Annotated in this window: 14 protein-coding genes; 3 read left to right on the top strand and 11 right to left on the bottom strand. The window is 54.3% G+C overall.

All coding sequences use genetic code 11. From position 1 onward, the window contains the following. Positions 1–8 precede the first annotated feature (8 nt). Positions 9–1010 carry a flagella biosynthesis regulator Flk gene (gene flk, locus JM656_RS06970; RefSeq protein ID WP_203361228.1) on the top strand — a complete coding sequence of 334 codons (1002 nt, stop codon included), beginning with the start codon at positions 9–11 and terminating at the stop codon, positions 1008–1010. On the opposite strand, the gene JM656_RS06965 is transcribed toward flk, so the two are convergent. Both JM656_RS06965 and fabB read right to left on the bottom strand, forming a co-directional pair. Next, positions 1007–2185: an MFS transporter gene (locus JM656_RS06965; protein WP_203360547.1), complete on the bottom strand. Its 1179-nt coding sequence runs from the start codon at positions 2183–2185 to the stop codon at positions 1007–1009. The genes flk and JM656_RS06965 overlap by 4 nt on opposite strands. A 205-nt stretch (positions 2186–2390) precedes the next feature. After that, positions 2391–3608, bottom strand: coding sequence for a beta-ketoacyl-ACP synthase I (fabB, locus tag JM656_RS06960; RefSeq protein WP_203360546.1), 1218 nt, complete (start codon positions 3606–3608; stop codon positions 2391–2393). A 158-nt stretch (positions 3609–3766) separates the two neighbouring features. Here fabB and mnmC point away from each other — a divergent pair, with 158 nt between their 5' ends. Beyond that, positions 3767–5767, top strand: coding sequence for a bifunctional tRNA (5-methylaminomethyl-2-thiouridine)(34)-methyltransferase MnmD/FAD-dependent 5-carboxymethylaminomethyl-2-thiouridine(34) oxidoreductase MnmC (gene mnmC, locus JM656_RS06955; protein ID WP_203360545.1), 2001 nt, complete (start codon positions 3767–3769; stop codon positions 5765–5767). A 104-nt stretch (positions 5768–5871) separates the two neighbouring features. Here mnmC and JM656_RS06950 read toward each other — a convergent pair whose 3' ends face one another. Genes JM656_RS06950 through prmB form a run of 6 tightly spaced genes read right to left on the bottom strand, consistent with a single transcriptional unit; the run spans position 5872 to position 10425 of the window. Continuing rightward, positions 5872–6150, bottom strand: coding sequence for a YfcL family protein (locus JM656_RS06950; protein WP_192612930.1), 279 nt, complete (start codon positions 6148–6150; stop codon positions 5872–5874). Between the two features lie 32 nt (positions 6151–6182). After that, positions 6183–6731, bottom strand: coding sequence for an elongation factor P hydroxylase (locus JM656_RS06945; RefSeq protein ID WP_192612931.1), 549 nt, complete (start codon positions 6729–6731; stop codon positions 6183–6185). Further along, complete coding sequence (locus JM656_RS06940; protein ID WP_203360544.1) at positions 6731–7540, bottom strand: sulfite exporter TauE/SafE family protein; 810 nt, start codon at positions 7538–7540, stop codon at positions 6731–6733. Before JM656_RS06940 ends, JM656_RS06945 begins: the two co-directional genes overlap by 1 nt. Beyond that, positions 7540–8364 (bottom strand): penicillin-insensitive murein endopeptidase, encoded by an 825-nt coding sequence (gene mepA, locus JM656_RS06935; RefSeq protein ID WP_203360543.1) that lies wholly within the window; start codon positions 8362–8364, stop codon positions 7540–7542. The genes JM656_RS06940 and mepA overlap by 1 nt, the downstream gene beginning before the upstream one ends. A gap of 3 nt (positions 8365–8367) precedes the next feature. Further along, positions 8368–9453, bottom strand: coding sequence for a chorismate synthase (aroC, locus tag JM656_RS06930; protein ID WP_192612934.1), 1086 nt, complete (start codon positions 9451–9453; stop codon positions 8368–8370). A gap of 39 nt (positions 9454–9492) precedes the next feature. Continuing rightward, positions 9493–10425, bottom strand: coding sequence for a 50S ribosomal protein L3 N(5)-glutamine methyltransferase (gene prmB / locus JM656_RS06925; RefSeq protein WP_203360542.1), 933 nt, complete (start codon positions 10423–10425; stop codon positions 9493–9495). A gap of 165 nt (positions 10426–10590) precedes the next feature. Here prmB and smrB point away from each other — a divergent pair, with 165 nt between their 5' ends. Next, positions 10591–11142: an endonuclease SmrB gene (smrB, locus tag JM656_RS06920; RefSeq protein ID WP_192612936.1), complete on the top strand. Its 552-nt coding sequence runs from the start codon at positions 10591–10593 to the stop codon at positions 11140–11142. A gap of 89 nt (positions 11143–11231) precedes the next feature. On the opposite strand, the gene sixA is transcribed toward smrB, so the two are convergent. The 3 genes from sixA to fadI all read right to left on the bottom strand — a co-directional run bounded on the left by sixA (position 11232) and on the right by fadI (position 15381). Beyond that, entirely contained in the window at positions 11232–11717 is a 486-nt protein-coding gene (gene sixA, locus JM656_RS06915; RefSeq protein WP_203360541.1) for a phosphohistidine phosphatase SixA, read from the bottom strand. 212 nt (positions 11718–11929) lie between these two features. Then, the gene (gene fadJ, locus JM656_RS06910; protein WP_203360540.1) at positions 11930–14071 is read right to left on the bottom strand and encodes a fatty acid oxidation complex subunit alpha FadJ; all 2142 of its coding nucleotides are present in this window, start codon (positions 14069–14071) and stop codon (positions 11930–11932) included. Continuing rightward, complete coding sequence (fadI, locus tag JM656_RS06905; RefSeq protein ID WP_203360539.1) at positions 14071–15381, bottom strand: acetyl-CoA C-acyltransferase FadI; 1311 nt, start codon at positions 15379–15381, stop codon at positions 14071–14073. The genes fadJ and fadI overlap by 1 nt, the downstream gene beginning before the upstream one ends. Positions 15382–15389: the final 8 nt, after the last annotated feature.

Here is a 15389-nt window from a genome sequence, read left to right as displayed (position 1 = left end):
TAGTGATGATGCAACCCATTTCCGGAACTCCCGCACAACCTCCCGGTGAAGGACAGAACCGTCCTTCCATTGCGGGCGAACAGCCGTTGTCCACCCAACAACGTACCGTGCTGGAACGACTGATCACTCGCCTGATTTCGCTGACGCAACAGCAAAGTGCGGAAGTCTGGGCCGGAATAAAACACGATTTAGGGGTAAAAAGCGACACGCCGTTGCTTTCGCGTCATTTCCCTGCCGCTGAACAAAATCTCAGCCAACGACTGGGCGTCGCCCAGCAAAACCACGCTAATCGTCAGGTGCTGGCGCAATTAACGGAACTGTTGAGCTTAGGGAACAATCGCCAGGCCGTCAGTGATTTTATCCGCCAGCAGTATAACCAGACTGCGTTAAGCCAGCTTACGCCAGAACAGTTGAAGAACGTGCTGACGCTACTGCAACAAGGGCTGCTCTCTATCCCGCAACCGCAGCAGCGCCCGGCAACCGACAGACCGTTATTACCCGCCGAACACAATACGCTCAACCAGCTTGTGACCAAACTGGCTGCCGCCACGGGGGAATCTGGCAAGCTGATTTGGCAATCAATGCTGGAACTCTCCGGCGTGAAAAGCGGCGAGTTGATCCCGGCGAAACAGTTCACCCATCTGGTGACCTGGCTACAGGCGCGCCAGACACTCAGCCTACAGAACGCGCCCACATTGCAAACGCTGCAGGCGGCGTTGAAGCAGCCGCTAGAGCCGAATGAATTTACGGCAATCAAAGAGTATGCGCAGCAGAGCTATCAGATCCAGCCACAAACGGTTCTGACCACGGTTCAGGTGCAGGACCTGCTTAACCAGATCTTCCTGCGCCGTGTCGAACGAGACCGGGAATTGAACGATCCGCGCCATATTCAACCGATCTACAGTCCGTTCGCGCCGATTATTGAAACCATTAAATCGCTGTCGGCACGGCCCGGTCTACTGATTATCGCGCTCATGATTGCCTTGGCTCTTTTTTTGTTGGTTTCCTAACTTTTCCTAAAAGAGAGTAATGTCACCATAATGCCCACCACTGCGGAGATCGCCCCGGCCAGAAATACTGAGGGATAACCGCATGAGGTGGCTAATAGCCCCGCCAGAGGTGCGGTCACACCGTAGGAAATGTCCTGAAAGGCGGCATATCCGCCCAACGCGGTGCCACGTACCTGTGAAGGTACGCGTTTTACCACCTCTACGCCCAGCGCCGGGAAGATTAATGAACACCCGGCTCCGGTTAATGTCGCCCCCAGCAAAGCAAACCCTGCACCTGGCGCCAGCCAGAGCAACACCAGCCCGGCGGTTTCAACGCACAATGATGCGATTGCCACCCTCACACCGCCAAAGCGATCCGGCATCCAGCCAAACAGCACACGCATGAGCACAAACGCGCCACCAAAAGCGGTCAAGGTGAAACCCGCCATCGCCCAGCCGTTGCTGGCAAAGTAGAGCGAAATGAAGGTACCAATAACGGCAAACCCGACGCCCTGCAGCGCCAGACCAACACCCGGTTTCCAGATAAGCCCAACCACGCTCCACAGTGAAGGACGTACGCCTGGATGGGCTGGAACTTTACGTACCGTGCCGTTAAACGCCCACGCCAGCAGCGGAAGCGCTATCGTGGTGCCCGCCAGCGCGGCAAAACCAAAATGGCTGTGGATTAACAGACCCAGCGGCGCACCGGCCGCCAGCGCGCCGTAAATCGCCATCCCGTTCCACGACATCACTTTACCCGAACGTCCCGGCCCAACCAGACCCATTCCCCAGGTTAATGTGCCGGTCAGTAACTGGCTTTCACCAAAGCCCAGGATCAAACGCCCGACAATCAGCAGCGCAAATTTAACCGGAATGGAGACCGGCAGCAGCGCTGCCAGCAGCCACGCGACGCCCGCCAGAGCACAGGCAAACATGCCCTGTAGCACAGAACGTTTCGCGCCATATTGATCGGCGAGTCGCCCGGCATAGCCTCGCGTGAGTACGGTAGCCAGAAACTGAATGCCCACGGCGATACCGACCATGGTGTTGCCATAGCCCAGTTCCTGATGCACAAAAAGTGGGATGACGGGCAAGGGTAAACCGACCGTCATATAGGTCAGGAAAACCGCAAAGGCGATGCGAAATAGCGAAAAATTCGCAGAAGATGTTTTTTCTGTTTGGGTTACTGCTGTCATGCGTTACTCCGAAATGCAGAGTAAGGCGAGGAAATGCCACGCCCCCTCTACCTGACCGCCAGGATTAAGGTGCGTTGGATAACGTTAAACGCCCACTATTATCAGAGAGATAATGTTGAGCGTGGAGTTTGCCTTTGGGGACCGGTTATTGTCAACGCATAAAAAAGGGAGCCATTTGGCTCCCCTCTTCTTACATCACGGATGCTTACGCTTTCAGTTTACGCATAACCAGCGTGGCGTTCGTCCCGCCGAAACCGAAGCTGTTGGACATCACGGTGGTCAGTTCGCGATCGGTCGCTTCCGTCACGATGTTCAGACCCGCAGCCTGCTCGTCCAGCTCTTCAATGTTGATGCTTGGTGCGATAAAACCGTGCTCCAGCATCAGCAGAGAGTAAATGGCTTCCTGTACGCCAGCAGCGCCCAGAGAGTGACCAGTCATCGCTTTGGTTGCGGACATAGCCGGAGAGTTATCGCCGAACACTTCGCGGATAGCGCCCAGTTCTTTCACATCGCCAACCGGCGTGGAAGTCCCGTGGGTGTTCAGGTAGTCGATTGGCGTGTCAACACCGTGCATCGCCATCTGCATGCAGCGCACTGCGCCTTCGCCAGACGGAGCAACCATGTCAGCGCCATCGGACGTTGCGCCGTAGCCAACGATTTCCGCATAGATGTGCGCGCCACGAGCCAGAGCATGTTCGAGTTCTTCAACAACAACCATACCGCCGCCGCCTGCGATAATGAAACCGTCACGGTTTGCATCATAAGTACGGGAAGCTTTATCTGGAGAGTCGTTATATTTGGTAGACAGCGCGCCCATTGCGTCAAATTCACACGCCATTTCCCAGCACAGCTCTTCGCCGCCGCCCGCAAAGACGATGTCTTGCTTGCCCAGCTGAATCTGTTCTACCGCGTTACCGATACAGTGTGCGGACGTCGCACAAGCGGAGCTGATGGAGTAGTTCACACCGTGGATTTTAAACGGTGTCGCGAGGCACGCGGATACCGCAGAGGCCATCGCTTTGGTGACCACATATGGACCCACCGCTTTCAGGCCACGCGGGCTACGCATCGCATCGGCACCAAAAACCTGAGATTTAGACGAACCGCCAGAACCGGCAATCAGGCCCACGCGCGGATTGTTCTGATAAACCTCATCTTTCAGACCGGCGTCTTCAATCGCCTGCTGCATGGAGAGATAGGAATAGATAGAGGCATCGTTCATGAAACGGACCACTTTACGGTCAATCAGACCGGTGGTGTCCAGTTTGACGTTACCCCACACGTGGCTGCGCATTCCTGAATCTTTGAACTCCTGAGAGAAAGTGATCCCTGAACGTCCTTCACGCAGAGATGCCAGGACTTCCTGCTGGTTATTACCGATGCTGGAAACGATGCCCAAGCCAGTAATCACTGCACGTTTCATTCAATACCTCTGTAAGTCGCACTATATTAAGTTTCGAATGGCACAATAGCGTACACTTGTACGCCGAACAAGTCCGATCAGCCAATTTATGCGGAAATTTGCGCCGCCAGGCACACATCGCTAAGATCGTGACACTGCCTGTGAGACGAGTAACTTACGTGAAACAATACGCAATACAACCTGCCAACCTTGAATTTAATGCTGAGGGTACACCTGTTTCCCGAGATTTTGATGATGTCTATTTCTCTAATGATAATGGACTGGAGGAAACACGTTATGTTTTTCTCGGTGGAAATCATCTTGCGGAACGCTTCCCCACTCATTCACGGCAATTATTTGTTGTGGCAGAAAGCGGCTTTGGTACCGGTCTCAATTTCCTGACGCTCTGGCAGGCATTCACTGCCTTTCGCGCTTCACACCCGCAGGCCACGTTAGAACGACTTCATTTTATCAGCTTCGAAAAGTATCCCCTGAGTCACCCCGATTTGGTTCAGGCGCATCAGCATTGGCCTGAACTGGCGCCCTGGGCTGAACAGTTGCAAGCTCAGTGGCCTCTGCCGCTGGCCGGATGCCATCGTCTGTTTCTGGACGAGGGTCGTGTGACGCTGGATTTATGGTTTGGCGATATCAATGAGCTGACCGGGCAACTGGATGAGACACTGAACCAGAAAGTAGACGCCTGGTTCCTCGACGGTTTCGCGCCGGCAAAAAATCCGGATATGTGGACGCAGAATCTGTTTAACGCTATGGCGCGACTGGCCCGTCCTGGCGGTACGCTGGCGACCTTTACCTCCGCAGGTTTTGTGCGTCGAGGTTTACAGGATGCCGGTTTTACCATGCAAAAATGCAAAGGGTTTGGGCGCAAGCGCGAAATGCTTTGCGGTGTGATGGAAAAAACCCTGGCACAACCGTCCGCTGCTCCCTGGTTTCTCCGCCGTGGAACCGCAAAACGTGAAGCGGCAATTATCGGCGGCGGCATCGCCAGCGCATTATTGTCACTGGCGCTGCTACGCCGTGGCTGGCAGGTCACACTGTATTGCGCCGATAAGCAACCCGCACAGGGCGCTTCAGGTAATCGTCAGGGCGCGCTGTATCCGTTACTCAGCAAACACGACGCGGCCATTAACCACTTCTTTCCTGCTGCGTTCACCTTTGCCCGCCGCCTGTATGACGCCCTGCCCGTTGAGTTTGCGCACGACTGGTGTGGCGTCACGCAGTTAGGCTGGGATGAAAAGAGTGAGCAGAAAATCGAACAAATGCTGTCGCAGTTATTACCCAATGCGTTCGCAAAGGCCGTTGATGCGACGCAGATCGAGCAAACCATTGGTCTGTCGGTAAACTGCGGAGGGATCACCTGGCCTCAAGGCGGCTGGCTGTGTCCGGCGGAGTTGACCGCAGCGGTACTAGCCCTGGCCGAAAAACAGGGATTACGTACCCGTTATCAGCATTCTTTGACGACCCTTTCAGCGCAGGAAACAGGCTGGCAGTTGACGTTCACAGACGGAACACAAGCTGAACATCAGGTTGTCGTCCTGGCAAACGGTCATCAGATTAATCGTTTTGAGCAGACTCAGCCGTTGCCGGTTTACTCTGTTGGTGGTCAGGTGAGCCATATTCCCACCACCACTGCGCTCTCCGCCCTACGACAGGTGTTGTGCTATGACGGCTATCTCACCCCGCAAAACCCGGTCAATCAGCATCACTGTATCGGCGCCAGCTATCATCGTGGTAGTGAAGAAACATACTATCGCGAGGACGACCAGCAACAGAATCGGCAGCGCCTGATTGACTGTTTTCCGCATGCCGGGTGGGCAAAAGAGGTCGATGTGAGCGGAAAAGAGGCGCGCTGCGGCGTGCGTTGCGCCACCCGCGACCACCTGCCCATGGTGGGTAATGTGCCGGACTATGACGCGACGCTCATCCAATATGCAGACCTGGCTGAACACAAAGCTGACGCGGAAAGTGCGCCGGTCTACACGGATCTGTTTATGTTGGGTGCGCTGGGATCGCGTGGGCTGTGCTCTGCCCCACTGTGTGCGGAGATCCTCGCCGCGCAAATGAGTGAGGAGCCGATCCCGATGGATGCGAACACGCTGGCGGCATTAAACCCGAATCGTTTATGGGTACGGAAGCTATTGAAGGGGAAAGCGGTACAGTAACGGAGCAATGCCGAATAGCGGTGCAGACAGCTTACCCAGCCTACAGAATGTGGGATCATTGGCCGGATAAGACGTCAGGCGTCGCTATCCGGCACAATTTGCCGCTATTTTGCCGTGACCTTCTGGAACAGAGAGTCCCACATCTCCTTCACTAATGCCTGGTCGCGCGGCGAGAGTTCACCCGCGCCAATCGCCTTTTCCAGACTCAGGGTGACATTGGCGTATACCGCTTCGGCGGAATGGTCATCCCCCCCTTCCAGGTCAGCAACGGCTAGCGTCAGGTGGCCACGCAAATACCCACTGGCAAAAAGCTCATCATCACTTGCATGCTCTACCATGTCGTCGATTAATGCCAGAATGCGTGATTCAAACTCCGCGATCATCTTCTTTCCTCATTGTAAACGTGGCGCTGGCTTCAGTTGAGCGCTTCTGGCCACGGGAACTGTTCCACCTTAAGATCAGGCGTGTGATAATAATTCTGTAGCGCTTTAATGAATTGTGCTGGACGCTCAGGGATACCTTTTTCCAGATATTCCATCACTTGAGCATGTACCCGACGCTGAAACACCACGCGGTCCGGCTCAAAGTCGCCTTCCAGATTGTCGCAACTGACGTTGAACGGATAACCCGCCGCCACGCAAAATAACCAGTCAAATGCCTGTGGTTTCACTTCCACATCTTCAAACTGGCTCTGAGTCTGCGCATCCCGGCCGTCCGGGCAGTACCAGTAACCAAAATCGACCAGCTCCCGACGCGCTTTACCCGCAATGCACCAGTGCGAAATTTCATGCAGGGCGCTGGCGTAAAAGCCATGGGCAAAGACGATACGGTGATAGGGGATCTCAGCGTCAGCAGGAAGATAGATCGGTTCGTCATCGCCTTTAATCAGACGGGTATTAAACCCATCGGCAAAACAGCCATTAAAAATATCAATCAACTGTTCGTAGTGATGTGTACTGTTCATTAGCTCATCCCCAACCAGTGGAGGATCTCCTGTCCATGGCTATCATAAAGTAGTTTGGTGCTCATCACCGCCGAAACGATAACGATCATGGGCCGAATTAGGGTTTGCCCTTTGCTCAATACCAGTCGGGAGCCCATACGCGCACCAAGGAACTGGCCAATCAGCATTACAAAGCCGGTCGCCCAGATCACTTTTCCGCCAATGATAAACAATAACAGACCGCCCACGTTTGAGGTGGCGTTAAGTAATTTGGCGTGAGCCGTTGATTTGGCGAGGTTATATCCGCAGAGGGTAACAAAAGCCAGTGCGTAAAACGATCCTGCCGCGGGTCCAAAAAAACCATCGTAAAAACCGACGCATCCTCCGGCGATCAGCGCAAAAGGCAGACCGTAAAGACGACGTTGTCTGTCTTCCTCTCCCAGTTTCGGCATCAACAAAAAGTAAAGACCGATGCAGATAACCAAAACGGGCAAGATCTGACGCAGCACATCAGATTGCACATGCTGAACCAACAGCGCGCCGCTCATTGATCCTATGAAGGTCATCGCAATGTTGAGTTTTTGCTCCGCCAGATTGATAACCTTGCGGCGAATAAAATAGATTGTGGCCGAGATGGAGCCACCGCAGGCCTGCAGTTTGTTGGTCGCCAGTGCGTTCGCAGGCGACATTCCCGCCGCCATCAGAGCGGGAATAGTCAGCAGCCCCCCGCCTCCGGCGATTGAATCAATAAAGCCTGCCAGCACCGCGATAAAAAACAGAACCACCAACAACAGCGGAGACACCATAAACAGGTCTAAAAAGTTGTCCATTAGAGTACATGCTCATCCAGTAGCGCCTGGCAGGAAGGCGGCAACGGTGGCGGTGTCTTCTTCTCAGGCTTGGTTGTTCCAGGTTTCGGCGGCTCAAACCAGCTCTGTAGCTCCGCTCCACATCCATCACCCGGTGGCGGCAATGGTTGATCTTCACACTCAAGGCTGTCGGCTGGGCAGCGTAGTCTTACATGCATATGCGCACGATGCTGGAACCACGGGCGAACCTTACGCAACCAGTCGCGATCGGTCCCGGCATCCAGGCAAAGTTGTTGTTTAATCGCAGGATTGACAAAAATTCGCGTGACGTCGTTATCTTCCGCCGCCAGTTTAATCAGATGGGAAATTTCGGGTTTCCACAACGACGGCACGACGTGTTTACCATCCGCAGCCACCAGGTCCAATGCCTGAGGTCGCAACAGTTGAGCCTGCGTCCAGCGCGTTTTCGGCAACTGGAGGAAGATATCGACGTCCAGGCCGGTCTGATGGCTGGCATGTCCGCCGTTGAAACGACCGCCAGCAGGCATCCCCATATCGCCAATCAGCACCGTCCCCAACCCCAGTTGGCTCACCTGCGTACTCAGACGCTGGATAAACATCACCAGATCAGGATGGCCGAAATAGCGGCGCTGATCGGTGCGCATCACCTGGTAGGATTCAGACTGTACGGGAAGCGTGTCGGCGCCCACGATACAACCATTCGAAAACCCGCCAATAGATTGCGCGCTTCCCGAGACGGGATGGGTTATTTTTTGCCAGGGCGTCGCCGCCAGGCTGGCACTACTGACCAACAGGGCCAGCAGTGCAAGTACCGTTTTTTTCATCTGTTACCAGCGTGGTATATCAGTCTTTACATCCGCATTTTGCGCCCGCTGACGCAGCAGGTGATCCATCAAAACGATCGCCAGCATCGCTTCAGCTATCGGGACAGCGCGGATACCAACACAAGGATCGTGACGCCCTTTGGTTACCATTTCAACTTCATCGCCAAAACGGTTGATCGTCCGCCCCGGCACGGTAATGCTGGAGGTCGGTTTCAGCGCCATGTGAGCCACAATTTGTTGCCCACTGCTGATCCCGCCCAGAATGCCACCGGCATGGTTACTCTGGAAACCCGCTTTGGTGATTTCGTCACGGTTCTGGCTGCCACGCAGCGCGACCACATCGAAACCGTCACCGATTTCCACCCCTTTTACCGCATTGATGCTCATCAGCGCGTGGGCGATGTCGGCGTCCAGGCGGTCAAACACCGGCTCACCAAGACCCGGCGGTACGCCGTTCGCCACCACCGTCACTTTTGCGCCAATGGAATCGCCCTCTTTTTTCAGCGCGCGCATCAGTTCATCTAACGCGTCGATTTTGTCCGGATCGGGACAAAAGAACGGGTTAAGCTCGACCTGCGACCAGTCTTTGATCGCCAGTGGAATATCACCCATCTGGGTCAGACAGCCCTGAATAACGATACCGAATTTTTCGGCCAGATATTTTTTGGCAATCGCTCCGGCCGCGACGCGCATGGCCGTTTCACGGGCAGACGAACGCCCGCCGCCACGGTAATCACGCAAACCGTATTTCTGCTCATAGGTATAGTCGGCATGGCCCGGACGAAAAACGTCTTTAATGGCGCTATAGTCCTGCGAACGTTGATCGGTGTTTTCAATCAGTAAACCGATGCTGGTGCCGGTGGTGACGCCTTCAAACACACCCGACAGAATTTTCACCTGATCCGGCTCACGACGCTGAGTCGTGTAACGTGAGGTGCCCGGACGACGTCTGTCGAGATCGTGCTGCAAATCAGCCTCTGTCAGCGGGATGCCAGGCGGAACGCCATCGACGATACACCCGAGCGCCAGCCCGTGCGATTCGCCGAAAGTGGTTACGCGAAAGAGTTGTCCAAGTGTATTTCCTGCCATCACGGCTCCGTTATCGTTGTTGTGTGTTTGCGCGTTTGATTAATCTTTGTAGATGCTGAAATGTTCACGAGCCGCAATCAGCTGCGCTTTCGTCAGCATGAAGACACCATCGCCGCCATTGTCGAATTCCAGCCAGGTAAACGGCACATCCGGGTATTGTTCTATCAGATGTACCATGCTGTTTCCGACTTCACAAATCAGAATACCGTCATCAGACAAGTAATCCGGCGCATTGCCCAGGATACGGCGGGTGAGCTTTAACCCATCGGATCCCGATGCCAGACCCAGTTCAGGTTCGTGGCGATATTCACTCGGCAGATCGGACATATCTTCTGCATCGACATACGGCGGATTTGTGACGATCAGGTCGTACTGAACCTTCGGCAGGTCACGGAACACATCAGAACGAATAGGCGTTACGTGATTGAGCAAGCCATGTTCTTCAATGTTGTGTTCGGTCACCGCTAACGCATCGGTGGAAATATCAACGGCATCAACTTCCGCTTCCGGGAAAGCATAGGCGCAGGCAATCGCAATGCAGCCGCTGCCGGTACACATATCCAGAATATGCTTCGGCTGACTATGGATTAGCCCGTCAAAATGATTGTTGATCAGTTCGCCAATCGGCGAGCGCGGTACCAGCACGCGTTCATCCACATAGAATTCGTGACCGCAGAACCAGGCTTTGTTCGTCAGGTAGGCCACCGGAATGCGCTCATTAACGCGACGGATCACGCGTTCAACAATGCGGTGACGTTCGCTCGGCGTCAGACGCGCGCTACGCATATCTTCAGGAATATCCAGCGGTAAATACAGCGTCGGCAATACCAGTTGAACTGCTTCATCCCAGGGATTATCCGTACCGTGGCCGTACCATACATTTGCCGCGCTAAAACGGCTGACCGCCCAGCGCAACATGTCCTGAATGGTATGCAGTTCACTCACTGCTTCATCGACGAAAATTTTATCCACGTATTCCTCCAGGGCATGCTCGCATTAAATTCGGCGGCTAGTTTGCCACGAAGACGGGGATAAATCAGCATTCACGCAGAGCATGAACACGAAAATTACGTTTTGGCGGATCGGATATCCCCGGAGTCGGGTAAACTAGCGCAAAACAGAAGATGAGACGCGCGAATGAAAAAGAAAAATCCGCTCAGCGAGGAGGACCAGGCGTTGTTCCGGCAGTTGATGACCGGCACCCGTCAGATTAAGCAGGACACGATTGTTCACCGCCCGCAGCGTAAAAAAATCACCGAGGTTCCGGTTAAGCGACTCCTTTCGGAGCAGGCAGACGCCAGTCACTATTTCTCTGACGAATTTCAGCCTCTGTTGAATACTGATGGTCCGGTAAAATACCTTCGTCCCGACGTCAGCCATTTTGAACTGAAGAAGATGCGCCGTGGCGATTACTCCCCGGAGCTATTTCTCGACTTGCATGGTTTGACCCAGCAACAAGCCAAACAAGAGTTAGGCGCATTGATTGCCGCCTGCCGCCGGGAACATGTGTTTTGCGCCTGCGTGATGCACGGGCATGGCAAGCACATCCTTAAACAGCAGACACCGCTATGGCTGGCGCAACACCCGCATGTGATGGCTTTTCATCAGGCGCCGAAAGAGTATGGCGGCGACGCGGCACTGCTGGTGTTGATAGAAGTAGAAGAGTGGCTACCACCCGAGCTTCCCTGAACCACCAAAAACAGAAAGAGCCGCAGCAGCGGCTCTTTTAATCGTTGTGTGTGCCAGAGGGCGGTTTCGCCTTATCCAGCATTTTACCGTTAAATGGCTTTCGCCATTTTCAGATTACATGGACTCATCTGCCAGTTGAAACAACCGTTACCACTCTCATCAAGCGTTACGCTCGCAATTGCGGACGTGGTAAACATCGGCGGCGTTTCACCCGGACAAAGTTCAGACACGAGATATCCCACCAAAGGTAAGTGAGAGATCACCAGCGCAGTAGCGACACCTTCATTAGCCAGAGCCTGCAGATAGGCGCTGACCAGACCAACATCGCCACAGGGGGTCAACTCCGGCAAAATATCGACGCCCTTCGGCAGGTTCAGACACTCCCCAACGACATCCAGCGTTTGTTCGGCTCGCAGGAACGGGCTCACCAGAACACGTTCGATATCCACTTTTTGACCCTTCAGCCAGTTCGCCATTAGGCGGGACTCGTCACAACCACAAGAGGTTAAGGGACGAACCGAATCACTGGCGGCATCGAGGGCCGCGTCGCCGTGACGCATGATAAAAACTTGCATATTGCACCGCTTTTGTTAACCAGAATCACCCACATTCGTACTCAATACCTTAATGGTAGTGGTAAAAATGCGGTGGCCGGCATTGTGCCTTATCCGCTCACCGAATGAAACGCTGTTTTTACCGTAATGGCGTAAGTATAGTCAATTTCTGTTTACAAATTGAGCATGATACATTCATTCGGTGCGGATTCATCCTACCTTTGACCTTATACTTACAGGTCCGTTCCCCCTCTCTTCCAGAAGCGGTCACCACGCTGCGCCATCTGCAATAGCGGCTCACACGGCGTAAACCGGTCGCCATATTGCGCGCTTAGCCGTTGCAGCGTTGCAACCACTTCTCCCGCCCCCAGGGAGTCCATATAACGGAACGGGCCGCCAAGAAATGGCGGAAAACCAATACCGAAAACAGCGCCGATGTCACCATCGCGGGCGCTCCGGATAACCTGCTCATCGAAACAACGTGCCGCTTCATTGAGCATTAACATCACGCAACGTTCAGCAATCTGCTGCGCGGAAAACCTGTTCTGCCCTTGCACGCCAATAAGCGTATAAATTGCAGGGTCGACGCGTTTTTTGCTTTTACGCCCTTTTGCACCATAAAGATAGAAACCCCGACCATTTTTTCTACCTTTGCGATCATCATTCAAAATTGAAGCAACAACATTTGCAGGCGCGCTAAAACGTTCTCCGTAAGCCGCCTCCAGTACAGGTATAATTTTAGTGCCTGTATCGATTCCAACCTCATCCAAAAGTTGGATTGGCCCCACCGGAAAACCAAACTTTACGAGCGCTGCGTCGATATGTTCGACGCGCTCCCCTTCTGTCAGCAACCGGATTGCCTCGTTGATATACGGAGCAAGAATGCGGTTAACGTAGAACCCCGCTTTATCACTCACTACAATGGGCGTTTTACCCTGTTTTTTCGCCAGCTTAACAGTTGTCGCAATTGTCTTCTCAGACGTGGTTGCATGCGGGATTATCTCAACCAGCGGCATTTTTTCTACCGGACTGAAGAAGTGCATGCCGATGACCTGTTCCGGTCTGAGGGCCTTTGCTGCAATATCTCCAATCGGTAAAGATGAGGTGTTAGAAGCAAAAATCGTGTGAGACGCACAATTCTGCTCAACTTCCTCCACCATCCGTTGTTTTAACGACAGATCTTCAAACACGGCCTCAATAACCAGATCCCGGTGAGAGAAACCGCGATAATCGGTAGAGCCCGAAATTAACGCCAGCTGTTTGTCACGTTCGCTTGCCTTGATATGGCGGCGGCGCACTTTCGTTTCAAGTTGATCCCAGGTGTACTTCAGCGCGTGATTGATTCCTTTCGTATTAATGTCTTTGATGCGAACTGGCACGCCGCCTTTACAGGCCGTAACATAAGCAATACCGCCGCCCATTAATCCACCACCAAGAATCCCTACGCTGTCGAGCGAGCCGGGTTGCGCGTCGCTGCCTGGGTCTTTTTTCACCTCTGTGCTGGCAAAGAAGATATTACGCAGGGCTTTTGACTCTGACGTCATCGCCAGCTCGCCAAACGCACGAGCTTCCGCGTCATACCCGCTGCTGCTCCCCTGCGCCAGCCCGGTTTCTAACACGTCAAGAATACGGTCGGTGGCCGGATAGTTACCCTGCGTTTTCTGCGCCGTCTGTTTCCTGACCATACGAAATAACAGTGCACGCCCCAGCGGGCCTGCAAGAATGCGTTCACGAACCGGTAATTCACGATGAGCAGACCGATCCTGTTTGGCTAATTCAACAGCGGCTTCCAGCAAAATGGAATGGGGAACAACCTCATCCACCAGCCCCGCCTTCAGCGCCTGTTTGGCACGCAATTGCTTGCCGGTGAGGATCATATCCAGCGCCGTACTTACCCCGACCAGGCGCGGCAACCGCTGTGTGCCGCCCGAGCCCGGCAACAGCCCAAGCTGTACTTCCGGCAGGCCCAGAACTGTTTTTGCATCATCGGTACAAATGCGCTGGTGGCAGGCCAGCGCCATCTCAAGCCCCCCGCCCAGACACGCACCATGAATGGCGGCAATGACCGGGATCGGCAATGCGTTAATCTCGGACATTATCTGCTGGCCATGACGTGCGAGGGTTTCAGCCTCCTGAGCGCTGCGGCAATGGCCAATCATATTGATATCGGCGCCAGCAATAAAATTATCTGGCTTTGCGGAAATGAACACCACGCCGCGCAATGCTTTGTTTTCACGGATTTGTTTCAGAATGGCGCGAACCTGCGTCGCAAATTCCGCTTTTAAGGTGTTCATCTTTTCGCCGGGAACGTCCATAGAAACGACGGCGACATTATCCAGACGCACGTTAAGCGTAAAAGCCGATGTCATTTCCATTATTCCGCCTCCAGAACCATTGCCGCACCCAGACCACCCGCCGCGCAGGCGGTAACTAAACCGAATCCCCCGCCCCGACGCCGTAATTCGTGTAATGTCTGGGTGATCATGCGTGCACCTGTGGCGGCAAACGGGTGACCATAGGCAATCGACCCGCCCAGCACGTTGAATTTGCTGTCATCCACTTCACCGGTTGCATGTGCCCGTCCCAAAACGTCACGGGCAAAACGTTCGCTGCCAAGCAGTTGAATATTGGCCAGCGTCTGCGCGGCAAACGCTTCATGCATATCAATGAGCGTTAAATCGGCCATCGTTAATCCAGCACGCTCCAGCGCCAGCGGTGTAGACCATGCGGGACCCAATAACATGTCCTGCCACACATCGATGGCGGTAAAGGCGTAGCTGCGCAGATACCCCAGCGGGACCAGTCCCAGTTCCCGGGCGCGAGATTCCGTCATTAAAATAACGGCAGCCGCACCGTCCGTCAGCGGCGTGCTGTTAGCCGCCGTCACAGTGCCGTGTTTTTTGTCGAACGCGGGACGCAGTTTTGCGTAATCAGCCAGCGTAGAGTTACCGCGAATATTATTGTCTTCGGAGAAAGGATCGTTAAAGGGCGGCGCCCAGGTAGTCATGACTTCATCCGCTAACTTACCGTCGGCCCACGCCTGAGCGGCACGCTGGTGAGAACGGTGCGCCAGCGCATCCTGCTGTTCACGGGTAATACCATACGTTTTCGCCATTTGTTCGGCGGTATCCCCCATCCGCAACCCCGTCGAATACTCCGCCACGGCAGGAGGAACCGGCATCAGGTCGCGTAAACGCAGGCGGGAAAAGAGTTTGAGTCGCTGACCGGTCGTTCTGGCTTTATTGACGTCCACCAGCACGCGCGCCAGCTTTTTGCTCACGCCAATGGGCAATACGGAGGAAGAATCGGCCCCACCAGCGATACCGGCGCGAATAGTGCCCGTTATCAGGCTCTCGGCCACATTCGCCACCGCCTGAAAACTGGTCGCACAGGCCCGACTCACGCTGTAGGCGTCCGTATGAACGTTCATCCCGGTACCCAGCACGATTTCGCGCGCAATGTTTGGCGCTTCAGGCATTTGTACAACCTGGCCAAAAACCAGTTGTTCAATCGCGTCAGGGGGTATTTCACTGCGCGCCAGCAGTTCACCTACCACCATTTTCCCCAAATCAACGGCGGGAATGCCATGAAATGCAGTAGCCTGCCGGGCAAACGGTGTACGTAAACCGCTGACAATGGCAATACGATCGCCCTGACGGGTGACCAGTGGTAAAGCCTGACTCATAACACTCC

The sequence above is a fragment of the Citrobacter sp. R56 genome (assembly GCF_016811995.1).
GTDB lineage: Bacteria > Pseudomonadota > Gammaproteobacteria > Enterobacterales > Enterobacteriaceae > Citrobacter_D > Citrobacter_D enshiensis.
Note: the sequence above shows the minus strand (reverse complement) of the source record. Positions and strands in the feature narration are given on the sequence as shown.